Source organism: Mesorhizobium sp. M7A.F.Ca.US.008.03.1.1 (genome assembly GCF_003997495.1).
Lineage (GTDB): Bacteria > Pseudomonadota > Alphaproteobacteria > Rhizobiales > Rhizobiaceae > Mesorhizobium.
Window position 1 is genome coordinate 54,921 of sequence record NZ_RZRU01000017.1, and the last position, 21,447, is coordinate 76,367.

The window sequence follows — 21,447 nt, forward strand, 5'->3', positions numbered from 1 at the left end:
AGCAGATCAAAGCGCAATCGTGAGCAAAAACGGATCCCACTCCTGCCGATCGCGCTTCAAATTGCCGTTACTCGGCAGCTGCCTTTTCCTGCGGCAGCTTGACCGAACCGCCGGCCTTTTCGATCTTCTCGATCGCGGCCTTGGAGGCGCCGGCGACGTCAAAGGCGAGCTTCGCCTTGATGTCGCCGTCCGAGAGGATGCGCACGCCGTCCTTGACGCGGCGGATGACGCCGGCGGCAACCAGCGATTCAGCCGTCACGGTTGCCTTGGCGTCGAGCTTCTTGGCGTCGATGGCGACCTGGATGCGGGCCAGCGATACGACGGTGAAGCTCTTGGCGAAGATGTTGTTGAAGCCACGCTTCGGCAGACGCCGGTAGAGCGGCATCTGGCCGCCCTCGAAGCCGTTGATGGCGACGCCGGAGCGCGCCTTCTGGCCCTTGACGCCGCGACCGCCGGTCTTGCCGGAGCCGGAGCCGATACCACGGCCGAGACGCTTCTTGGAGTGCGTCGCGCCGTCCTTGTCACGCAGATCGTTGAGTTTCATCTGAGTTCTCCTGCGCTCTGGCTCAGCCCTCGTCCACGACGCGGACGAGATGCTGGACGGCAGCGATCATGCCGCGCACGGAGGGCGTATCTTCCAGCGTGCGCTGCTTGTGCATCTTGTTGAGGCCGAGGCCGACCAGCGTCGCGCGCTGTTCCTTCGGACGGCGGATCGGCGAACCGATCTGCTCAACGGTGATGGTCTTGGTTGCTTTCTTGGCCATGGTCAAAATCCCTGGTCAGATCGACTATTCTTCAGCCGCAACGGCGGTGCCGCGGCGGGCCTGAAGGGTCGAATACTTGATGCCGCGAGCAGCAGCCACATCCTTGGGATGCATCTGGCTCTTCAGCGCGTCGAAGGTGGCGCGAACCATGTTGTAGGGGTTCGACGAACCCATCGACTTGGCGACCACGTCATGCATGCCGAGCGTCTCGAAGACAGCGCGCATCGGGCCGCCGGCGATGATGCCGGTACCTTGCTTGGCGGCGCGCAGCAGCACGCGTCCAGCACCCCAGCGTCCCTCGACGTCGTGATGCAGCGTACGGCCCGAGCGCAGCGGCACGAAGATCATGTCGCGCTTGGCCGATTCAGTTGCCTTGCGGATAGCTTCCGGCACTTCGCGCGCCTTGCCGTGACCAAAGCCGACGCGGCCCTTCTGGTCGCCGACGACGACGAGTGCTGCAAAACCGAAGCGACGGCCGCCCTTGACGACCTTGGCGACGCGGTTGATGTGGACGAGCTTGTCCACCATGCCGTCATCGCGTTCTTCACGATCGCGGCCGCGGCCGCCATCCCTACGTTCCTGTGCCATATCCTGTTCCTTGTTTTTTTCCGGAAGCACGGTTGCTGATAAGATCCGGTGCCTCTGTGGGTCACCGGGGGCGAAATCATTTCCTTCGCATAATCCCTATCCGAAAAGTCTGCAACTTCTCGGGATCATGCTTAGAAGCTCAAGCCACCTTCGCGGGCAGCCTCGGCGAGCGCCTTGACGCGGCCGTGATAGATGTAGGCGCCGCGGTCGAAGACGACTTCCTTGACGCCGGCCTTGGTGGCGCGCTCGGCGATCCGCTTGCCGATCGCGGCGGCGGCGGCGGTGTCGGCGCCGGTCTTGAGCGAACCCTTAAGGTCCTTCTCGAGCGTCGAAGCGGCGGCGATGGTGTGGCCCTTGGCGTCGTCGATGACCTGCACGTAGATGTTCTTCGACGTGCGGTGGACCGACAGACGCGGACGCTCGCCGGCGACCTTCTTGATCTGACGACGGACGCGCTGCGCACGGCGCTGCGTGGATTCCTTGGTACCCATGATGGTCTTCCTTGCCTTCAAAAAACGGGGGCCGCCATATGCGGTAGGCGAAAGCGCCTCCCGCGACCGCTCCCCGCGGCGTTACACTTCTTGGCTTGGCCCTTTCCGAAAAGTCTTGGACTTTTCGAGGCCAGGCCCATTACTTCTTCTTGCCTTCCTTGCGGACGATCTTCTCGCCAGCATAGCGGACGCCCTTGCCCTTGTAGGGCTCGGGACCACGATACTCGCGGATCTCGGCCGCAACCTGGCCGACCTGCTGCTTGTCGATGCCGGCCACCGTGATTTCGGTCGGCTTCGGCACCGTGATGGTGATGCCCTGCGGCGTCTCATAGACGACGTCATGGCTGAAGCCAAGCGCCAGCTGCAGGTTCTTGCCCTGAAGTGCCGCGCGATAGCCGACGCCGGTGATCTCGAGCTTCTTCTCGAAACCGTCCTTGACGCCCTGCAGGATGTTGACGATCTGCGTGCGCGACATGCCCCACTTGGAGCGGGCGGTCTTGGTCTGGTCGCGCGGCTGGACAGCGATCTCACTGCCTTCCATCTTGACCAGGACTTCGTCGTTCACCACGAACTTCAGCTCACCCTTGGGGCCCTTCGCCGTCACGGTCTGGCCGTTGACGGTCGCGGTCACGCCCTGCGGCAGCGAAACGGGTTTCTTTCCAATACGAGACATTTTGTTGTCCTCGTCACTTCTCTTGTTTCAGGTCTCAGTCTTCGGGAACGATCCGAAGACCGGATTCCACTTTGCGATCAACTGCCAGATCAGAAGATCTGGCAGAGGATCTCACCGCCGACGTTCTGTTCACGTGCTTCATGGTCGGCCATCACGCCCTTCGGTGTCGAAAGGATGGCGATGCCGAGGCCGTTTGCGACCTGCGGAATCGACTTGGCCGAAACATAGACGCGGCGGCCTGGCTTCGAGACGCGGGCGATTTCGCGCACGACCGGCGCGCCGTCGAAATACTTCAGCTCGATCTCGATTTCGGACTTGCCGTTGTCGAAGTCGGTCTGGCTGTAATCGCGAATATAGCCTTCAGCCTTCAGCACGTCGAGGACGCGGGTGCGCAGACGCGAAGCCGGCGTCGAAACGCTCGACTTCTTGCGGCCATACGCGTTGCGGATGCGGGTCAGCATATCGCCGAGAGGATCGCTCAATGACATGTTATGTCCTCCTTACCAGCTCGACTTGACCAGGCCCGGGATCTGGCCGTTATTGCCGAGATCACGAAGCGCGATGCGCGATACTTTGAGCTTGCGATAGTAGGCGCGCGGACGGCCGGTGACTTCGCAGCGGTTGCGGATGCGGATCTTGGCCGAGTTGCGCGGCATGGCGGCAAGCTTGAGCTGAGCGCGGAAGCGCTCTTCCATCGGCTTGGACTGATCCATGATGATCGCCTTCAGGGCAGCCCGCTTGGGACCGTACTGGTCAGCAAGCTTGCGGCGCCTGTTGTTCTTCTCGACTGAGCTGGTCTTTGCCATTTCAGATTTTTCCTTTTCTCGCTGCCGTTACTGGCGGAAGGGGAAGTTGAAGGCCTTGAGCAATGCCCTGGCTTCGTCGTCCGTCTTCGCAGTCGTACAAACGATGACGTCCATGCCCCAGATCTGATCAACCTTGTCGTAGTTGATCTCCGGGAACACGATGTGTTCCTTGATGCCCATGGCGTAGTTGCCACGGCCATCGAAGCTCTTCGGATTCAGTCCGCGAAAGTCGCGGACGCGCGGCAGTGCGATGTTCACGAGGCGGTCGAGGAACTCGTACATGCGTTCCTTGCGCAGCGTGACCTTGGCGCCGATCGGCATCTTCTCGCGGACCTTGAAGCCGGCGATCGAGTTGCGGGCGCGGGTGACGACGGCCTTCTGGCCGGCGATCATCGCCAGGTCTTCGGCCGCGATCGAAGGCTTCTTCGAATCGGCGGTCGCTTCGCCAACGCCCATGTTCAGCACGATCTTGTCGATGCGCGGAACCTGCATCTCGTTGTCGTAGCCGAACTGTTCCTGCAGCGCCTTGCGGATGGTCTCGTTGTAGACCTGCTTGAGGCGCGGCGTGTTCTGAGCCTTGGACTGTTTGCTTTCAGCCTTGGGCTTCGTGGTTTGAGCCTTAGCCATTGATGACTTCTCCCGAGCGCTTGGCGACGCGCACCTTCTTGCCGTCCTTCTGGAAGATGAAGCCGACGCGGGTCGGCTTGCCATCCTTGGGGTCGGCCAGCGCGATGTTCGACAGCTGGATCGGCGCTTCCTTGGTGATGATCCCGCCCTCTTGGGACTGGGACTGCTTCTGGTGACGACGGATCATGTTGACGCCGCGCACCAGCGCGGTGTCTTCCTTCGGCTGTACCGAGAGGACTTCGCCCGAACGGCCCTTGTCCTTGCCGGCCAGCACGACGACCTTGTCGCCTTTTCTAATCTTTTGCATTGGTCCGGCTCCTTACAGCACTTCAGGCGCGAGCGAGATGATCTTCATGTGGTTCTTGGCGCGGAGTTCGCGCGGAACCGGTCCGAAGATACGCGTGCCGATCGGCTCTTTCTTGTTGTCGACGAGAACGGCCGCGTTCTTGTCGAAACGGATCACGCTGCCGTCCGGGCGGCGGATGTCCTTGGCCGTGCGAACCACGACCGCCTTCATCACATCGCCCTTCTTCACGCGGCCGCGCGGAATGGCTTCCTTGATCGACACCACGATGATGTCGCCCACGGAAGCGTATTTCCGCTTCGAGCCGCCCAGCACCTTGATGCACATGACACGACGGGCGCCGGAATTATCCGCGACGTCGAGGTTTGTTTGCATCTGAATCATGACTGGCCGCCTTCTTCTCTTCTAACGGGATGGGCTCAAAGCCCCTCCCCGGTCTGTCCAAAATTCGTTGTTTACGCCCGAGGTCAGGCTTGGTCCGAAGACACGACGATCCAGCGCTTGTCCTTGGAAATCGGCTTCGATTCCTGGATGAACACCTGATCGCCTACCTTGTGGGCGTTGTTCTCGTCGTGCGCCTTGTACTTCTTGGTCATGCGCACGGTCTTCTTCATCACGGGATGCGTGAAGCGCCGTTCGACCTTGACGACAACCGTCTTCTCGTTCTTGTCGCTGACGACGGTGCCCTGCAGAATGCGCTTTGGCATGGTTTTCGTCCTTAAGCCTTCTTAGCCGCGGACTTTTCCGCAGCGATGGTCTTGATACGCGCAATATCCTTACGGACCTGTCTCACGCGCGCGGTCTTCTCGAGCTGGCCGGTGGCCTTCTGGAAGCGCAGGTTGAACTGCTCCTTCTTCAGGCTGGCCAGGTCGTCGGTCAGCTGGTCCTGGGTCTTGGTCCGGATGTCTTCGGCTTTCATGATTAGCCCGTCCTTATTCTGCGATGCGCTGCACGAAGCGCGTCTTGACCGAGAGCTTGGCCGCGCCGAGACGCAGTGCCTCACGGGCGGTTTCTTCATTGACGCCGTCGATCTCGAACATGATGCGGCCCGGCTTGACGCGCGCCGCCCAGTAATCGACCGCGCCCTTGCCCTTGCCCATGCGGACTTCGGTCGGCTTCGAAGTGACCGGCACGTCCGGGAAAATACGGATCCAGACGCGACCGGCGCGCTTCATTTCACGCGTGATCGCGCGGCGGGCCGCCTCGATCTCACGTGCGGTGACGCGGTTCGGCTCAAGCGCCTTCAGCCCGAAACCACCGAAATCCAGGTTGGTGCCGCCCTTTGCGGTACCATGGATACGGCCCTTGAACTGCTTGCGGAACTTTGTGCGCTTTGGCTGCAGCATCGTTCTAACTCCAAATTCCTAAATGTCTCAGGCGTTTTCGCGACGACGACCGCGTTCGCGATCACCACCACCGCCATGCGCTGCATCGCTTTCGCTGGCCCGACGCTCCGAAGCCATCGGGTCATGCTCAAGGATTTCGCCCTTGAACACCCAGACCTTGACGCCGCAGATGCCATAAGCCGTATGCGCTTCGGCCGTACCGTAGTCGACGTCCGCACGCAGCGTATGCAGCGGCACGCGGCCTTCGCGATACCATTCCATGCGCGCGATCTCGGCGCCGCCGAGGCGGCCGGCGCAGTTGATGCGGATGCCTTCGGCACCGAGGCGCATCGCCGACTGAACGGCACGCTTCATGGCGCGACGGAACGCGATACGACGCTCGAGCTGCTGGGCGATCGACTGGGCGACCAGGGTCGCGTCGATCTCCGGCTTGCGCACTTCAACGATGTTGAGGTGCGTCTCGGACTTCGTCATCTCCATCAGCTTCTTGCGAAGCTTCTCGATGTCGGCGCCCTTCTTGCCGATGATCAGACCCGGGCGCGCGGCGTGGATGGTGACGCGGCACTTCTTGTGCGGACGCTCGATCACGACCTTCGAGATGGCAGCCTGCTTGAGCTCCTTCTCGAGATACTTGCGGATCTTGATGTCCTCATGCAGCAGCTTGCCGTACTCGCCGGTGTTCGCGAACCAGCGCGAATCCCAGGTGCGGTTGATGCCGAGGCGAAGACCGATCGGATTGACTTTCTGGCCCATTATGCGGCCTCCCCTTTTTCTTCGACTTCACGAACGACGATCGTGAGGTGCGAGAACGGCTTCTCGATACGGCTGGCGCGACCGCGGCCACGGGCATGGAACCGCTTCATGACGATCGACTTGCCGACATAGGCTTCCGCCACGATCAGTGCATCGACATCCAGGTCGTGGTTGTTTTCCGCGTTGGCGATTGCCGATTCCAGCGTCTTCTTGACCGTGCCGGAAATCCGCTTGGCCGAGAATTCGAGATCGGAAAGCGCTGTCGCGACCTTCTTGCCGCGGATCAGCGCGGCAACGAGGTTCAGCTTCTGCGGGCTGATACGGATCGTGCGCAATACGGCGCGCGCTTCGTTATCAGCAAGCCTGCGCGGAGCTTTGGCCTTGCCCATGATTATTTCCTCTTCGCCTTCTTATCCGCGCCGTGACCGTAATAGGTCCGGGTCGGAGCGAATTCACCGAACTTGTGACCGACCATGTCCTCGTTCACCGAGACGGGAACATGCTTCTGGCCGTTGTAGACACCGAAGGTGAAGCCGACGAACTGCGGCAGGATGGTGGAGCGACGGCTCCACATCTTGATCACCTCATTGCGACCACCTTCACGAACCTTGTCCACCTTCTTGAGAAGGTAGCCGTCAATGAAGGGGCCTTTCCAAATCGAACGAGTCACTTGGCGTTACCTCTTCTTAGCTCTTGCGCTGATGGCGCGAGCGCAGGATGAACTTGTCGGTCGCCTTGTTGGACCGCGTCTTCTTGCCCTTGGTCGGCTTGCCCCAGGGCGAAACCGGATGGCGGCCACCCGATGTGCGGCCTTCGCCGCCGCCGTGCGGATGGTCGACCGGGTTCATGGTCACGCCGCGATTGTGCGGGCGCTTGCCACGCCAGACCGTGCGACCGGCCTTGCCGTCATTGATGTTGCCGTGGTCCGGGTTGGACACGGCGCCGACAGTGGCCATGCAGGAGCCGTGAACGACACGCTGCTCGCCCGAATTGAGGCGCAGGATCGCCATGCCCTGGTCACGACCGACCAGCTGACCGTAACCACCTGCCGAACGGGCGACCTGAGCGCCCTTGCCCGGCTTCAGCTCGATGTTGTGGACGATGGTGCCGACCGGCATCGAAGCCAGCGGCATCGCATTGCCCGGCTTCACGTCGACCGATTCACCGGACACGATCTTGTCGCCGGGAGCCAGACGCTGCGGAGCGATGATGTAGGACAGCTCGCCATCGTCATACTTGATCAGCGCGATGAAGGCGGTGCGGTTCGGATCGTATTCAATGCGCTCGACCGTGCCGACGACGTCGAACTTGCGGCGCTTGAAGTCGATGATGCGGTACGAACGCTTGTGACCACCGCCGATGAAGCGGGCGGTGATGCGACCATGATTGTTGCGGCCGCCCGACTTGGTCAGGCCTTCGGTCAGACCCTTGACGGGCTTGCCCTTGTAGAGACCCGAGCGGTCGACGATGACCAGCTGACGGGTGCTGGGCGTTACCGGGTTGAATTTTTTCAGTGCCATTGTTCTGTCCTCGCGGCCTTGCTCAGAGACCCGTCGCGACGTCGATCGACTGGCCATCGGCCAGCGTCACAACCGCCTTCTTGACGTCGCTCTGGCGGCCAACCGTGCCACGGAAGCGCTTGATCTTGCCCTTGCGGACAAGCGTGTTCACGGCCATCACCTTGACGCCGAACAGCGCTTCGACGGCGGCCTTGATTTCCGGCTTCGACGCCTTCTTGGCGACGTTGAAGACGACCTTGTTCTGCTCGGAGGCCATGGTCGACTTTTCGGTGATCGCCGGCGAGACGATCACGTCGTAATGACGAAGGTCGGTCATTTAAAGCGCTCCTCGAGAGCCTCGACGGCGGCCTTCGAAAGGACCAGCGTGCCGCGGCGCAGAATGTCGTAGACGTTGATGCCCTGGATGGGCAGCACGTCGATGTTGGGGATGTTCGTCGCCGCCAGCTTGAAGTTCTTGTCAAGCTCGGCGCCGCCGATCAGCAAAGCGTTGGTCAGGCCCAGCGTCGCGAAATTCGCGATCAGCGCCTTCGTCTTGGCTTCGGTCAGCTTCAGCTCGTCGATGATGATGATCGACGCGCTCTTGGCCTTGGCCGAGAGAGCATGCTTGAGGCCCAGAGCACGAACCTTCTTGGGCAGTTCGTGCTCGTGGCTGCGAACGACCGGGCCGTGGGCCTTGCCGCCGCCGCGGAACTGCGGAGCGCGTGCCGAATGGTGGCGGGCGCGGCCCGTACCCTTCTGCTTGTACATCTTGGCGCCGGTGCGCGCGATCTCGGCGCGACCCTTGGTCTTGTGCGTGCCCTGCTGCTTCTTGGCAAGCTGCCAGCGCACGACGCGCTGCAGGATGTCTTCGCGCGGATCAAGGCCGAAAATCTCGTCGGAGAGTTCCACCTTGCCGGCGTCCTTGCCGCCCAGCGTTGTGATCTTGAGATCCATTATTCCGCTCCCTCTGTGGCCGGAGCCTCGTTCTTGGCGCCACTTTCGGCAGCAACGGCGCGGATCGCGGCAGGCTTCGGCGCATTGGCCGGCAGTGCCACCTTGGCCGCATCGCGGACCAGGATCCAGGCGCCCTTCGATCCGGGAACCGCACCGCGGATCAGGATCAGGCCGCGGTCGGCGTCGGTCGATACGATCTCGACATTCTGCGTGGTGACCCTGACGTCGCCCATGTGGCCAGCCATATGCTTGCCCTTGAACACCTTGCCCGGGTCCTGGCGCTGGCCGGTCGAACCGTGCGTACGGTGCGAAACCGAGTTACCGTGCGTTGCACGGCCACCGCCCATGTGGTGGCGCTTGATGACGCCCTGAAAACCCTTGCCGATCGTCGTGCCCGTCACATCGACCTTCTGGCCGGCGACGAAATGCTCGACGGTGATCTCGGCGCCGACATCGATCATGTTGTCGGCGGAGACGCGGAACTCGGCGACCTTCGCCTTCGGCTCGACGGAAGCGGTCGCGAAATGGCCGCGCATCGCCTTCGACGTGTTCTTCACCTTGGCAAGGCCAACGCCGAGCTGAACGGCGGTGTAGCCATTCTTCTCTTGCGTGCGCTGGGCCACGACCTGGCAGTTCTCCATCAGGAGAACGGTGACGGGAACATGTTCCCCGGCATCGTTGTAGATGCGGGTCATTCCCACCTTCTTTGCAATCACACCTGAACGCATCGGTTCAATTCCTTTAGAGTTCCGGGCCAGGGGCACCGCCCCTTACCGCGCTCTCATTCCCTTAGAGCTTGATCTCGACGTCGACGCCGGCGGCCAGATCGAGCTTCATCAAAGCATCGACCGTCTGCGGGGTCGGATCGACGATGTCGAGCAGACGCTTGTGCGTGCGCATCTCGAACTGCTCGCGGCTCTTCTTGTCGACGTGAGGCGACCGGTTGACCGTGAACTTTTCGATCCGCGTCGGCAGCGGAATGGGGCCGCGGACGTTTGCACCGGTACGCTTGGCCGTCGACACGATTTCCTTCGTCGAGGCGTCGAGCACGCGGTGGTCAAACGCCTTAAGGCGGATGCGGATATTCTGTCCGTTCATGCGTCACTTCCTTGTTCTGGCGCGGCGCGGGCAACTCCCGCGCCCGCGACAGATCGGTTTAAGTCCAAATTACTCTTTGATGGTGACGACGATGCCGGCACCGACGGTGCGGCCGCCTTCACGGATAGCGAAGCGCAGCTTCTCTTCCATGGCGATCGGCACGATCAGCTCGACATCGACCGTGATGTTGTCGCCAGGCATCACCATCTCGGTGCCTTCCGGCAGCGACACGATGCCGGTCACGTCGGTCGTGCGGAAGTAGAACTGCGGACGGTAGTTGGTGAAGAACGGCGTGTGACGGCCACCTTCGTCCTTGGTCAGGATGTAGGCTTCGGCCACGAACTTCTTGTGCGGCTTCACCGTGCCCGGCTTGGCCAGAACCTGGCCGCGCTCGACACCTTCACGATCAACGCCGCGCAGCAGCGCGCCGATGTTGTCGCCGGCCTGGCCCTGATCGAGCAGCTTGCGGAACATCTCGACGCCCGTGCAGGTCGTCTTGGTCGTCGGACGGATGCCGATGATTTCCAGCTCCTCGCCGACCTTGACCACGCCGCGCTCGACGCGGCCGGTGACGACCGTGCCGCGGCCCGAGATCGAGAACACGTCTTCGATCGGCATCAGGAACGGCTTGTCGAGCGGACGAACCGGGGTCGGGATGTAGGCGTCGACCGCAGCCATCAGCTCGCGGATCGCGTCTTCACCGATCTTCTTGTCGCTATCTTCCAGAGCAGCCAGCGCCGAACCCTTGACGATCGGAATGTCGTCGCCGGGGAACTCGTTCTTGGTCAGAAGCTCGCGAACCTCGAGCTCGACCAGTTCGAGCAGCTCGGCGTCATCCACCTGGTCGACCTTGTTCAGGAACACCACGATCGACGGCACGCCGACCTGACGGGCAAGCAGGATGTGCTCGCGGGTCTGCGGCATCGGGCCGTCGGCAGCCGACACGACCAGGATCGCGCCGTCCATCTGCGCGGCACCGGTGATCATGTTCTTCACATAGTCGGCGTGGCCGGGGCAGTCGACGTGAGCGTAGTGGCGGGCAGCCGTCTCGTATTCGACGTGCGCCGTCGAGATCGTGATGCCGCGCGCCTTTTCTTCAGGGGCAGCGTCGATCTGGTCGTAGCGCTTGTATTCGCCAAAATACTTGGTGATCGCCGCCGTCAGCGACGTCTTGCCATGGTCGACGTGGCCAATCGTGCCGATGTTCACGTGAGGCTTGTTACGCTCGAATTTACCTTTGGCCATAATCGTTCTCCGTCTATTCTACCCGCTTGGGGGAAATTGTTATTCGCTCTTCAGACCCGGCACCGCGCAAGGGACGCGACCCGGTGGCTAAGGAACCCTTACGCGTATTTCTTCTGGACTTCCTGGGCCACCGCGGTCGGGACCGGCTCGTAGTGATCGAACTGCATCGTGTAGGCCGCACGGCCCTGGCTCATCGAGCGCAGGTTGTCGACATACTTGAACATGTTGGCGAGCGGCACCATTGCGTTGATGACCACGGCAACGCCACGCGCTTCCTGACCCTGGATCTGGCCACGACGACCGTTCAGGTCGCCGATGACGCTGCCGACGTAGTCTTCCGGCGTCACCACTTCGACCTTCATGATCGGCTCGAGCAGCTGCACACCAAGCTTGGGTGCTGCTTCACGGAAGCAGGCTCGGCCGGCGATTTCGAAGGCCAGAACGCTGGAGTCGACATCGTGGTAAGCGCCGTCGATGAGCGTCGCCTTGACGCCGATCATCGGGAAGCCCGCGAACGGACCCGAGGTCATGACGCTGTTGATGCCCTTTTCGACGCCGGGAATGTATTCCTTCGGCACGGCGCCGCCGACGATCTTGGTCTCGAACTCAAACTCGCTGCTGTCCGGGTTCGGCTCGAAGACGATCTTGACGCGAGCGAACTGACCGGTACCGCCGGTCTGCTTCTTGTGCGTGTAATCCTGTTCGTGCCTGCGGGTGATCGTCTCGCGATAAGCCACCTGCGGTGCGCCGACATTGGCCTCAACCTTGAACTCGCGACGCATGCGGTCGACGATGATGTCGAGGTGAAGTTCGCCCATGCCGGAAATGATGGTCTGGCCACTTTCCTCGTCGGTCTTGACACGGAAGGACGGATCCTCGGCCGCCAGGCGGTGAAGGGCGAGGCCCATCTTTTCCTGGTCGTTCTTGGTCTTCGGCTCGATGGCGATCTGAATGACCGGATCGGGGAATTCCATGCGCTCGAGAATGACCGGATGCAGCGGATCGCTCAGCGTGTCGCCGGTGGTCGTGTCCTTGAGACCGGCAAGAGCAACGATGTCGCCGGCAAAAGCCTCTTCGACGTCGGCGCGCGAGTTCGCATGCATCTGCAGCATGCGGCCGATGCGCTCTTTCTTGCCCTTGACGGTGTTGTCGACCGAGATGCCCTTGGTGAGCTTGCCCGAATAGATGCGGGCAAAGGTCAGCGAACCGACGAACGGGTCGTTCATGATCTTGAAGGCGAGCATCGACAGCGGCTCGTTGTCGTCAGCATGACGCTCGATCTCGGCGTCGGTCTTGGCATCGACGCCCTTGATGGCGGGAACATCGGCCGGCGACGGCAGATATTCGACGACAGCGTCGAGCAGCGGCTGCACGCCCTTGTTCTTGAAGGCCGAGCCACAGAACATCGGGTAGAACTTGACCGCGATGGTGCCCTTGCGGATCAGCGCGCGGATCTCGTCATTCGACGGCATCTTGCCTTCGAGGTAGTTCTCAAGCGCCGTCTCGTCCATTTCGACGGCGGCCTCGATCATCTTCTCGCGGTATTCTTCGGCACGAGCCTTGAGGTCGTCCGGGATCTCGACGACATCCCAGGCAGCGCCCAGCGTCTCGTCGCGCCAGACCAGCGCGTTCATCTCGACGAGGTCGACGACGCCCTTGAACTCGGTCTCGGCGCCGATCGGCAGCTGCATGACGACGGCATGCGCGCCGAGGCGCGAACCGATCATCTCGACCGAGCGGTAGAAGTCGGCGCCGATCTTGTCCATCTTGTTGCAGAAGATCATGCGCGGAACGCGGTACTTGTCGGCCTGGCGCCAGACGGTTTCCGTCTGCGGCTCAACGCCGGCATTGGCATCGAGCAGCGCGATGGCGCCGTCGAGAACGCGCAGCGAACGCTCGACTTCGATGGTGAAGTCGACGTGGCCGGGGGTGTCGATGATGTTGAAGCGGTGCATCTTGCCGTCACGAGCCTTCCAGAAGGTCGTGGTCGCGGCGGACGTGATCGTGATGCCGCGCTCCTGCTCCTGCTCCATCCAATCCATGGTGGCAGCGCCGTCGTGGACTTCGCCGATCTTGTGCGACTTGCCCGTGTAGTAGAGGACGCGCTCGGTGGTCGTCGTCTTGCCGGCGTCAATATGCGCCATGATACCGAAATTGCGGTAGTCTTCGATTTTGTATTCGCGGGCCATCGTAGCTGCCTCTCAGTCTCGTTCGCGCTTTACCAGCGGTAGTGCGCGAAAGCGCGGTTGGCTTCAGCCATCTTGTGGGTGTCTTCACGCTTCTTGACAGCAGTGCCGCGGTTGTTGGCCGCGTCCATCAGCTCGCCGGAGAGGCGGTCGACCATCGTGGTCTCGTTGCGGTTGCGGGCCGCAGCAATCAGCCAGCGAATGGCCAATGCCTGGCGGCGCTCGGGGCGCACGTCCACCGGAACCTGGTAGGTGGCGCCGCCGACACGACGCGAACGCACTTCAACATGCGGCGCGACATTGTCGAGCGCCTGATGGAAGACAGTGACCGGCTCCTGCTTGGTCTTCGACTGAACCTGGTCGAGCGCGCCGTAGACGATGGTCTCGGCGACCGACTTCTTACCGTCATACATGACGGCGTTCATGAACTTGGTGACGATCAGATCGCCGAACTTCGGGTCCGGATTGATCTCACGCTTTTCTGCACTGTGACGACGCGACATGGCTTTTGTCTCTCAATCTCATAGCCCGACGCACTCAAGGAGCGCCAAGGCCGGAAAATCTTACTTCGGACGCTTGGCGCCGTACTTCGAACGGCGCTGCTTGCGGTTCTTCACACCCTGCGTGTCGAGCACGCCGCGGATGATGTGGTAGCGAACGCCCGGAAGATCCTTGACGCGGCCGCCGCGGATCATCACCACGGAGTGTTCCTGAAGGTTGTGGCCTTCGCCGGGGATGTACCCGATTACTTCAAAACCATTGGTCAGGCGGATCTTGGCCACCTTGCGCAGCGCCGAGTTCGGCTTCTTCGGCGTCGTTGTATAGACGCGCGTGCAGACGCCCCGCTTCTGCGGGTTCTGCTGCATGGCCGGGACCTTGTTGCGCTTCACCGGCGCAATGCGCGGCTTGCGGATCAGCTGGTTGACGGTAGGCATTAAACCCTCTTGTCTCTCAATTCCGTGTCTCGCCCGGTCAGGGCCGCTCAAAGCGTCATTTCCATACGCAAATTCGGGCCATAAACCGCGCCTCGCGGTCTTGCCCGAACAAAAGGCAGAGGAAGCGGAAACCGCTTCGTGCACGCCGGAAATGTCTTTTCGCTCGTAAAACGAACCCTGTTTGAGGCAAACTCCAAAGCGTGTCGCTTCGGAAGGGAGAGCCTCACATCGGTTCTGACTGGGCGGCTTCTACTCGTAAGACCGCGGACCGTCAAGCCCGGAGCACCAAATATTGCGCGCCGGCCAAGGCTTGGCAGCCATGCGAAAACCGCAAGTAATTTTCTTTCGCATTTTTGCAAGAGCGAGGAAGAAAGTGACAAGCCTTCAGGCAAAGTGAATGGGTTAGCGCTGTTGCGCGGCCTTGCTTCATGCGAAAAGGCCGCATGAGCAGTCAAAACCCCCTCGCCCGCCCACCCGCTGCCAAGAGGAATCAGCCCGTGAACGACAACGAAGAACGCCCGGTCACCATCATCACCGGCCGGGTGTGGAAGAAAAAAGGCGGCAAACCGGAAGGCGTCCACGTCATGCTGGTGACGCCCGACGACGATTCGGCGGTGCGCCGGGCACTCGAATCGCTTGCCGCCGAAGGGTACGCCGAGGCCGAGCTCGACCAGATCGGCGACATGGACGGCATCCCCGACGAAGAGCCGCATATCTCCGCCTTCCAGGGCGCGCTCGAAGGCGAAGTGTCGATCGTTACCTTCGACGTGCCGATCTGACCCCGAACCCCCGGTCCAGCTTTCGAATCGGTTACCGAGACGAATCGGCGACCGCGGCCTTAGCAGCCGACAGAGGTGTGCGCTGCCGCTAGAGGAAGGCTGAGCTTGGCTGCTCGGCTTCGGCTTGCCCGGGGCAAGTGTTCTGATAAGAAACCATCACCATCATCAAACAGACGGAGCGGCCGTGTCCCAGCCCATCAAGATAGGCATCGTCGGCGTCGGCAAGATCGTCCGCGACCAGCACCTGCCGGCCCTGGCGAAAGACCAGGACTATCGCCTCATCGCGGCCGCCAGCCGTCACGGCAAGGTGGATGACATCGCGAACTTTCCTGACATCGAAGCCATGCTCGGTGCCGTGCCCGAACTCGAGGCCGTATCGCTCTGCATGCCGCCGCAGTTCCGCTACGACGCGGCGCGGACGGCGCTGATGGCCAAGAAGCATGTCTTCCTGGAGAAGCCGCCTGGCGCCACTGTCAGCGAGGTCGAGGACCTCAAGACATTGGCCGCGCAGAACGGCGTCTCGCTGTTCGCCAGCTGGCACTCGCGCTACGCGCCGGCGGTCGAGGCCGCGCGCGCATTTCTCGACACGGCCAAGATCAGGTCGGCCGCCATCAACTGGAAGGAAGATGTGCGCCGCTGGCATCCGAACCAGGAATGGATCTGGGCTCCCGGCGGTTTTGGCGTCTTCGATCCCGGCATCAACGCGCTGTCGATTGCCACCCATATCCTGCCGGCGATGTTCATCACCTCGGCAGTGCTCGACTTTCCCGAAAACCGCGCCTCCCCGGTTGCCGCGCGCGTCACCTTCCGTACCTCGAATGGGATGCCGGTGACGATGGATCTCGACTGGCTGCAGACAGGCCCGCAAAGCTGGGACATCCTGGCCGACACCGACAAGGGCGCCATGGTGCTGTCGGGCGGCGGGTCGAAGCTCGCCATCGACGGCAAGGTCATTCACGAAGAGCCCGAAGCGGAATACCCGATGCTCTACAAGCGCTTTGCCGAAATCGTGCGCGCCGGCACCTCCGATGTCGATCTCGCGCCTCTCCAGCATGTCGCCGATGCCTTCATGCTCGGCAAGCGCAACGTGGTCGAGGCTTTTTTCGACTGATCTGTGCACGCGACGGGATCGCGGACGTGGCGTGAATTGCACGCTCGTGCCGGGTCGACTCCGTCTCGGCTACGCCGAGCCACCTCGCCCCCGATCGACGGGGGAGAGGAACGGCGCGCAACGCGGCTTCCTTCCCTCCGGAGGGGGAAAGGTGGCACTGCGAAGCAGCGACGGATTGGGGGGAAGCCGATCGTCAAACGGATAGCCGACGACAAGTGAGCACGACCGAGTTGGTCTGATATCAGCGTCATTCAGACAATCAGGTGTGATCTCACTCCACGATCGCAATGGCAAAGCCGTCATAGCCCTTGGCGCCAACGGTCTGGATGGCGGTGCCGTCCAGACGCTTCTCGCTGCCGATGAACGAGAATGCGGCGCGTGCACCTTCTACGTTGGGATCACGGCCACCCTGATCGAGCACAGCGCCGTCGCGGATGACGTTGTCGCAGATGATCACGGTCCCCGACCTCGAAAGCCGCATCGCCCAGGACAGATAATTCGGGTTGTTCGGCTTGTCGGCGTCGATGAAGATGAGATCGAACGGCCCGCCATTTTCGGCGCCAAGTGCTGCAAGCGACTGAAGGGCTGGCCCGACCCGCAGGTCCACCCGCTCCGAGACGCCTGCCCGCTCGAAATTCGATCGCGCGACACCGGCATGGTGCGGATCGAGTTCAAGCGTCACGATTTTGCCGCCGGCAGGCAGTGCGCGCGCCATCCAGATGGTCGAATAGCCGCCCAGCGTGCCGATTTCGAGAATCTTCTTCGCTCCCTGCACGCGCGCAAGAAGTGAAAGCAGCTTGCCCTGCGCCGGCGACACGTCGATCGCCGGCAGGCCGTGATCATGGTTGGCCGCCAGAACGGCATCAAGGACGGGGTCCGCCCCAAACAGGGAACCGACGATGTAGTCGTCGACTGCCGCCCAGCTTCTTTTGCTCATCGTTTTCTTCTCCGATCCAATTGGGGACCTAAACGCGAAAAGGGGCCGCTTGGGCCCCTTTTCCTCTTCTCTTTCCGTCTGCACTTACTGCGCGGCGGTTGTCATGTCGGCCAGCATCGGCTCGGCGACTTCCACACCCGAGGCCTTGCGGCGCTCGTCGATGATCAGTTCATCGCGCGAGGTGGCGATGCGCCGGATCTGGCTCATCGTGCCGCCGGTGCCGGCCGGGATCAGCCGGCCGACGATGACGTTTTCCTTCAAGCCCTGCAGCATGTCGGTCTTGCCGGCAACCGCTGCTTCCGTCAGCACTCGGGTCGTCTCCTGGAAGGAGGCGGCCGAGATGAAGGACGGCGTCTGCAGCGATGCCTTGGTGATGCCGAGCAGCACCGGCAGGCCTTCGGCCGGCTTCTTGCCGTCCTCGACCAGACGCTCGTTGACCTCTTCCAGTTCGATCACGTCGACATGATCGCCCGGGATGTAGGTCGAGTCGCCCTGCACCGTGATCTCGACCTTCTGCAGCATCTGGCGAACGATCACCTCGATGTGCTTGTCGTTGATCGACACGCCCTGCAGACGGTAGACTTCCTGGATCTCGTTGACGAGGTAGGAAGCAAGTGCCTCCACGCCCTTGATCGCCAGGATGTCGTGCGGCGCCGGATTGCCGTCGAGGATGTAGTCGCCCTTCTCGATGACGTCGCCGTCCTGGAGATGGAACGGCTTGCCCTTCGGGATCAGGTATTCGACCGGCTCAAGCGTCGAGTCATGCGGCTCGATGATGATGCGACGCTTGTTCTTGTAGTCGCGGCCGAAGCGGATCGTGCCGTCGATCTCGGCGATGATGGCGTGATCCTTCGGACGACGTGCCTCGAACAGCTCGGCAACACGCGGCAGACCGCCGGTGATGTCCTTGGTCTTGGCGCTTTCCATCGGGATACGTGCCAGCACGTCGCCGGGGCGAACCTGCGAACCCGGCTCGACCGAAAGAATGGCCTCGACCGAGAGCAGGAAGCGGGCGTCGCCACCCTTCGACAGCTTGCCGACCTTGCCCTTGGCGTCCTGGATCGCAATCGCCGGCTTCAGGTCGTTGCCGCGTGGCGTCGAGCGCCAGTCGATAACCTCACGCTTGGTGATGCCGGTCGACTCGTCGGCCGTTTCCTGAACGGAAATGCCGTCGACGAGATCCTCGTACGACACCCTGCCCTCGATTTCGGTGAGGACCGGGCGGGTATAGGGATCCCACTCGGCGATACGCTGACCGCGCTTCACCTTGTCGCCATCGTCCACGAAGATGCGCGAACCATAGGTGAGGCGATGCGAGGCGCGCTCCTTGCCGGCTTCGTCGAGGATCAGCACCGCCATGTTGCGGCCCATGACCATCTGCTGGCCGTCGGAGTTGCGCACCACGTTGCGGTTGCGGATCTCGACCTTGCCCTCATACGAGGCTTCAAGGAACGAGCTGTCCACCACCTGCGCGGTACCGCCCATGTGGAAGGTACGCATGGTGAGCTGCGTGCCCGGCTCGCCGATCGACTGCGCCGCGATGACGCCGACAGCTTCACCCTGGTTGACCGGGGTGCCGCGGGCAAGATCGCGACCGTAGCAGACCGCGCAGACGCCAACCCTGACTTCGCAAGTCAGTGCCGAGCGGATGCGGACCGACTGGACGCCGGCCTTTTCGATCTGTTCCACGTCACGCTCGTCCATCAGCGTTCCGGCCTTGACCAGAATCTCGCCCGACACCGGATGCGTGATGTCGTCGAGCGACGTACGGCCCAGCACGCGCTGGCCGACCGAAGCGACGACCTGGCCGGCATCGACGATCGGCTGCATGGTGAGGCCCTTGTCGGTGCCGCAGTCGACGGAGTTGACGATGCAATCCTGCGCCACGTCGACCAGACGACGGGTGAGGTAACCCGAGTTCGCCGTCTTCAAGGCGGTGTCGGCCAGACCCTTGCGGGCGCCGTGGGTCGAGTTGAAGTACTCGAGCACGGTCAGGCCTTCCTTGAAGTTCGAGATGATCGGCGTCTCGATGATTTCACCCGACGGCTTGGCCATAAGGCCGCGCATGCCGGCAAGCTGACGCATCTGGGTGGGCGAGCCACGCGCACCGGAGTGCGACATCATGTAGATCGAGTTCATCGGCTTCTGACGGCCATTGTCCTCGAACTCGACCGCCTTGATGCGGGCCATCATTTCGTCGGCGACCTTTTCCGAGCACTTGGCCCAGGCGTCGACGACCTTGTTGTACTTCTCGCCCTGCGTGATCAGACCGTCATTGTACTGCTGCTCGTATTCCTTGGCCAAAGCCTCGGTGTCGGAGACCAGCTTGATCTTGGCATCGGGGATCAGCATGTCGTCCTTGCCGAACGAAATGCCGGCACGGCAGGCATGGCTGAAGCCGAGCGCCATGATGCGATCGCAGAAAATGACCGTCTCCTTCTGACCGCAGTGGCGGTAGACGGTGTCGATCATCTTGGAGATGTTCTTCTTGGTCATCTCCTGGTTGGCGGTCTCGTAAGGCACGTTGACGTTCTTCGGCAGAAGCTCGCCGATGATCATGCGGCCAGGCGTGGTGTCATGGATCTTCGACACCACCTTGCCTTCGGCGTCGACCGTGCGGAAACGACCTTTGATCTTGGAGTGCAGCGTCACCGCCTTGGTCTCGAGCGCGTGCTGGAGTTCGCCCATGTCGGCAAACACCATGCCCTCGCCCGGCTCGTTCTGGTTGACGATCGAGAGATAGTAGAGACCCAGAACCATGTCCTGCGACGGCACGATGATCGGCGCGCCGGAAGCCGGGTGCAGGATGTTGTTGGTCGACATCATCAGCACGCGGGCTTCAAGCTGCGCTTCCAGCGACAGCGGCACGTGAACGGCCATCTGGTCGCCGTCGAAGTCGGCGTTGAAGGCCGTGCAGACCAGCGGGTGCAGCTGGATCGCCTTGCCTTCGATCAGGATCGGCTCGAACGCCTGGATGCCGAGACGGTGCAGCGTCGGCGCACGGTTCAGCAGCACCGGATGCTCGCGGATGACCTCGTCGAGGATATCCCAGACTTCCGGACGCTCCTTCTCGACCAGCTTCTTCGCCTGCTTGACGGTCGAGGAGTAACCCTTGGCGTCGAGACGGGCGTAGATGAAGGGCTTGAACAGTTCGAGCGCCATCTTCTTGGGCAGGCCGCACTGGTGCAGCTTGAGCTCCGGACCGGTCACGATGACCGAGCGGCCGGAATAGTCGACGCGCTTGCCGAGCAGGTTCTGACGGAACCGGCCCTGCTTGCCCTTGAGCATGTCGGACAGCGACTTCAGCGGACGCTTGTTGGCACCGGTGATGACACGGCCGCGACGGCCGTTGTCGAACAGCGCATCGACGGCTTCCTGCAGCATGCGCTTTTCATTGCGCACGATGATGCCGGGGGCGCGCAGCTCGATCAGCCGCTTCAGACGGTTGTTGCGGTTGATGACGCGGCGATAGAGGTCGTTCAGATCCGACGTGGCGAAACGGCCGCCGTCCAGAGGAACCAGCGGACGCAGGTCCGGCGGGATCACCGGAACCACCTTCATGATCATCCATTCCGGACGGTTGCCGGATTCCATGAAGTTCTCGACGACCTTGAGCCGCTTCAGATACTTCTTCTGCTTCAGCTCGGAGGTGGTCGAAGCCAGTTCCGAACGCAGGTCGCCGGCGATCTTCTCCAGGTCCATGCCGGCCAGGAGGTCGTGAATGGCCTCGGCACCGATCATGGCGGTGAACGAATCCTCGCCATACTCGTCGACGGCGATCATGTACTCTTCCTCGCTGAGCAGCTGGTGCTCCTTCAGCGCGGTGAGGCCAGGTTCGGTGACGATGTAGTTCTCGAAGTAGAGGACGCGCTCGATGTCCTTCAGCGTCATGTCGAGCAGCGTGCCGATGCGCGACGGCAGCGACTTCAGGAACCAGATATGGGCGACCGGTGCCGCCAGCTCGATATGGCCCATGCGCTCGCGACGAACGCGCGACAGCGTGACTTCGACGCCGCACTTCTCGCAGATGACGCCCTTGTACTTCATGCGCTTGTACTTGCCGCACAGGCACTCATAGTCCTTGATCGGGCCAAAAATGCGCGCGCAGAACAGACCGTCACGCTCCGGCTTGAAGGTGCGGTAGTTGATGGTCTCCGGCTTCTTGATCTCGCCGAAAGACCAGGACAGAATCTTCTCAGGGCTGGCAAGCGATATCCGGATGGAATCGAACACCTGCGCAGGCGCCTGCGGATTGAAGAGATTCATGACCTCTTGGTTCATGCCGTTCTCCTTTTCGGGGTCCTCGAAGACCCCTTGCATCTAGTCGCGAGCCAAACGCCCGCCGTCTTTG

29 protein-coding genes are annotated in these 21,447 nt (G+C 61.9%); 2 read left to right on the forward strand and 27 right to left on the reverse strand.

What is annotated here, in order from left to right:
* Positions 1-67: 67 nt before the first annotated feature.
* The 25 genes from rplO to rpsL form a co-directional block, all read right to left on the reverse strand.
* Entirely contained in the window at positions 68-544 is a 477-nt protein-coding gene (rplO, locus tag EOA16_RS22175) for a 50S ribosomal protein L15 (RefSeq protein WP_127260178.1), read from the reverse strand.
* A gap of 22 nt (positions 545-566) precedes the next feature.
* Positions 567-764, reverse strand: coding sequence for a 50S ribosomal protein L30 (gene rpmD, locus EOA16_RS22180; protein WP_006205449.1), 198 nt, complete (start codon positions 762-764; stop codon positions 567-569).
* Between the two features lie 24 nt (positions 765-788).
* Positions 789-1,352, reverse strand: coding sequence for a 30S ribosomal protein S5 (rpsE, locus tag EOA16_RS22185; protein ID WP_006333394.1), 564 nt, complete (start codon positions 1,350-1,352; stop codon positions 789-791).
* 131 nt (positions 1,353-1,483) lie between these two features.
* Positions 1,484-1,843: a 50S ribosomal protein L18 gene (rplR, locus tag EOA16_RS22190; RefSeq protein WP_127260179.1), complete on the reverse strand. Its 360-nt coding sequence runs from the start codon at positions 1,841-1,843 to the stop codon at positions 1,484-1,486.
* 139 nt (positions 1,844-1,982) lie between these two features.
* Positions 1,983-2,516 carry a 50S ribosomal protein L6 gene (rplF, locus tag EOA16_RS22195; RefSeq protein WP_013531432.1) on the reverse strand — a complete coding sequence of 178 codons (534 nt, stop codon included), beginning with the start codon at positions 2,514-2,516 and terminating at the stop codon, positions 1,983-1,985.
* 89 nt (positions 2,517-2,605) lie between these two features.
* The gene (gene rpsH, locus EOA16_RS22200) at positions 2,606-3,004 is read right to left on the reverse strand and encodes a 30S ribosomal protein S8 (RefSeq protein WP_013531431.1); all 399 of its coding nucleotides are present in this window, start codon (positions 3,002-3,004) and stop codon (positions 2,606-2,608) included.
* 12 nt (positions 3,005-3,016) lie between these two features.
* Positions 3,017-3,322 carry a 30S ribosomal protein S14 gene (gene rpsN, locus EOA16_RS22205; protein WP_013895695.1) on the reverse strand — a complete coding sequence of 102 codons (306 nt, stop codon included), beginning with the start codon at positions 3,320-3,322 and terminating at the stop codon, positions 3,017-3,019.
* A gap of 27 nt (positions 3,323-3,349) precedes the next feature.
* The gene (gene rplE / locus EOA16_RS22210) at positions 3,350-3,949 is read right to left on the reverse strand and encodes a 50S ribosomal protein L5 (protein WP_013531429.1); all 600 of its coding nucleotides are present in this window, start codon (positions 3,947-3,949) and stop codon (positions 3,350-3,352) included.
* A complete protein-coding gene (rplX, locus tag EOA16_RS22215) occupies positions 3,942-4,256 on the reverse strand; it encodes a 50S ribosomal protein L24 (protein ID WP_013531428.1) in 315 nt (104 codons plus the stop codon). Before rplX ends, rplE begins: the two co-directional genes overlap by 8 nt.
* 12 nt (positions 4,257-4,268) lie before the next feature.
* A complete protein-coding gene (gene rplN, locus EOA16_RS22220) occupies positions 4,269-4,637 on the reverse strand; it encodes a 50S ribosomal protein L14 (protein WP_006205457.1) in 369 nt (122 codons plus the stop codon).
* Positions 4,638-4,720: 83 nt separating this feature from the next.
* Positions 4,721-4,960 carry a 30S ribosomal protein S17 gene (gene rpsQ, locus EOA16_RS22225; RefSeq protein ID WP_010909280.1) on the reverse strand — a complete coding sequence of 80 codons (240 nt, stop codon included), beginning with the start codon at positions 4,958-4,960 and terminating at the stop codon, positions 4,721-4,723.
* Between the two features lie 11 nt (positions 4,961-4,971).
* A complete protein-coding gene (gene rpmC / locus EOA16_RS22230; protein ID WP_006205459.1) occupies positions 4,972-5,172 on the reverse strand; it encodes a 50S ribosomal protein L29 in 201 nt (66 codons plus the stop codon).
* 13 nt (positions 5,173-5,185) lie between these two features.
* Positions 5,186-5,599: a 50S ribosomal protein L16 gene (gene rplP / locus EOA16_RS22235; protein ID WP_013531427.1), complete on the reverse strand. Its 414-nt coding sequence runs from the start codon at positions 5,597-5,599 to the stop codon at positions 5,186-5,188.
* 27 nt (positions 5,600-5,626) lie between these two features.
* The gene (gene rpsC, locus EOA16_RS22240) at positions 5,627-6,352 is read right to left on the reverse strand and encodes a 30S ribosomal protein S3 (protein ID WP_013531426.1); all 726 of its coding nucleotides are present in this window, start codon (positions 6,350-6,352) and stop codon (positions 5,627-5,629) included.
* Positions 6,352-6,741, reverse strand: coding sequence for a 50S ribosomal protein L22 (rplV, locus tag EOA16_RS22245; protein WP_006205462.1), 390 nt, complete (start codon positions 6,739-6,741; stop codon positions 6,352-6,354). The genes rpsC and rplV overlap by 1 nt, the downstream gene beginning before the upstream one ends.
* Positions 6,742-6,743: 2 nt before the next feature.
* Positions 6,744-7,022, reverse strand: coding sequence for a 30S ribosomal protein S19 (rpsS, locus tag EOA16_RS22250; RefSeq protein WP_006205463.1), 279 nt, complete (start codon positions 7,020-7,022; stop codon positions 6,744-6,746).
* 16 nt (positions 7,023-7,038) lie between these two features.
* On the reverse strand, positions 7,039-7,872 hold the full coding sequence (gene rplB, locus EOA16_RS22255) for a 50S ribosomal protein L2 (RefSeq protein WP_024505067.1): 834 nt from the start codon (positions 7,870-7,872) through the stop codon (positions 7,039-7,041).
* 22 nt (positions 7,873-7,894) lie between these two features.
* A complete protein-coding gene (locus EOA16_RS22260; RefSeq protein WP_013531424.1) occupies positions 7,895-8,188 on the reverse strand; it encodes a 50S ribosomal protein L23 in 294 nt (97 codons plus the stop codon).
* Complete coding sequence (gene rplD / locus EOA16_RS22265; RefSeq protein WP_013531423.1) at positions 8,185-8,805, reverse strand: 50S ribosomal protein L4; 621 nt, start codon at positions 8,803-8,805, stop codon at positions 8,185-8,187. Before rplD ends, EOA16_RS22260 begins: the two co-directional genes overlap by 4 nt.
* Entirely contained in the window at positions 8,805-9,533 is a 729-nt protein-coding gene (gene rplC / locus EOA16_RS22270; RefSeq protein WP_127260180.1) for a 50S ribosomal protein L3, read from the reverse strand. Before rplC ends, rplD begins: the two co-directional genes overlap by 1 nt.
* 61 nt (positions 9,534-9,594) lie before the next feature.
* Positions 9,595-9,903 carry a 30S ribosomal protein S10 gene (rpsJ, locus tag EOA16_RS22275; protein WP_010909272.1) on the reverse strand — a complete coding sequence of 103 codons (309 nt, stop codon included), beginning with the start codon at positions 9,901-9,903 and terminating at the stop codon, positions 9,595-9,597.
* Positions 9,904-9,972: 69 nt separating this feature from the next.
* A complete protein-coding gene (gene tuf, locus EOA16_RS22280; RefSeq protein ID WP_095090666.1) occupies positions 9,973-11,148 on the reverse strand; it encodes an elongation factor Tu in 1,176 nt (391 codons plus the stop codon).
* Positions 11,149-11,246: 98 nt separating this feature from the next.
* The gene (fusA, locus tag EOA16_RS22285; protein WP_023762913.1) at positions 11,247-13,337 is read right to left on the reverse strand and encodes an elongation factor G; all 2,091 of its coding nucleotides are present in this window, start codon (positions 13,335-13,337) and stop codon (positions 11,247-11,249) included.
* A 29-nt stretch (positions 13,338-13,366) separates the two neighbouring features.
* Positions 13,367-13,837: a 30S ribosomal protein S7 gene (rpsG, locus tag EOA16_RS22290; protein WP_008875664.1), complete on the reverse strand. Its 471-nt coding sequence runs from the start codon at positions 13,835-13,837 to the stop codon at positions 13,367-13,369.
* 60 nt (positions 13,838-13,897) lie between these two features.
* Positions 13,898-14,269, reverse strand: coding sequence for a 30S ribosomal protein S12 (gene rpsL, locus EOA16_RS22295; protein WP_006333356.1), 372 nt, complete (start codon positions 14,267-14,269; stop codon positions 13,898-13,900).
* A gap of 497 nt (positions 14,270-14,766) precedes the next feature.
* On the opposite strand from rpsL, the gene EOA16_RS22300 reads away from it, so the two are divergent.
* Both EOA16_RS22300 and EOA16_RS22305 read left to right on the forward strand, forming a co-directional pair.
* Positions 14,767-15,048, forward strand: a complete 282-nt coding sequence (locus EOA16_RS22300) for a transcriptional regulator (protein WP_127260181.1) — start codon at positions 14,767-14,769, stop codon at positions 15,046-15,048.
* Between the two features lie 184 nt (positions 15,049-15,232).
* Positions 15,233-16,159, forward strand: coding sequence for a Gfo/Idh/MocA family oxidoreductase (locus tag EOA16_RS22305; RefSeq protein WP_127260182.1), 927 nt, complete (start codon positions 15,233-15,235; stop codon positions 16,157-16,159).
* Between the two features lie 271 nt (positions 16,160-16,430).
* Here EOA16_RS22305 and EOA16_RS22310 read toward each other — a convergent pair whose 3' ends face one another.
* On the reverse strand, positions 16,431-17,096 hold the full coding sequence (locus EOA16_RS22310) for an O-methyltransferase (RefSeq protein ID WP_127260183.1): 666 nt from the start codon (positions 17,094-17,096) through the stop codon (positions 16,431-16,433).
* 84 nt (positions 17,097-17,180) lie between these two features.
* On the reverse strand, positions 17,181-21,377 hold the full coding sequence (gene rpoC, locus EOA16_RS22315; protein WP_024505639.1) for a DNA-directed RNA polymerase subunit beta': 4,197 nt from the start codon (positions 21,375-21,377) through the stop codon (positions 17,181-17,183).
* Between the last annotated feature and the right edge of the window lie 70 nt (positions 21,378-21,447).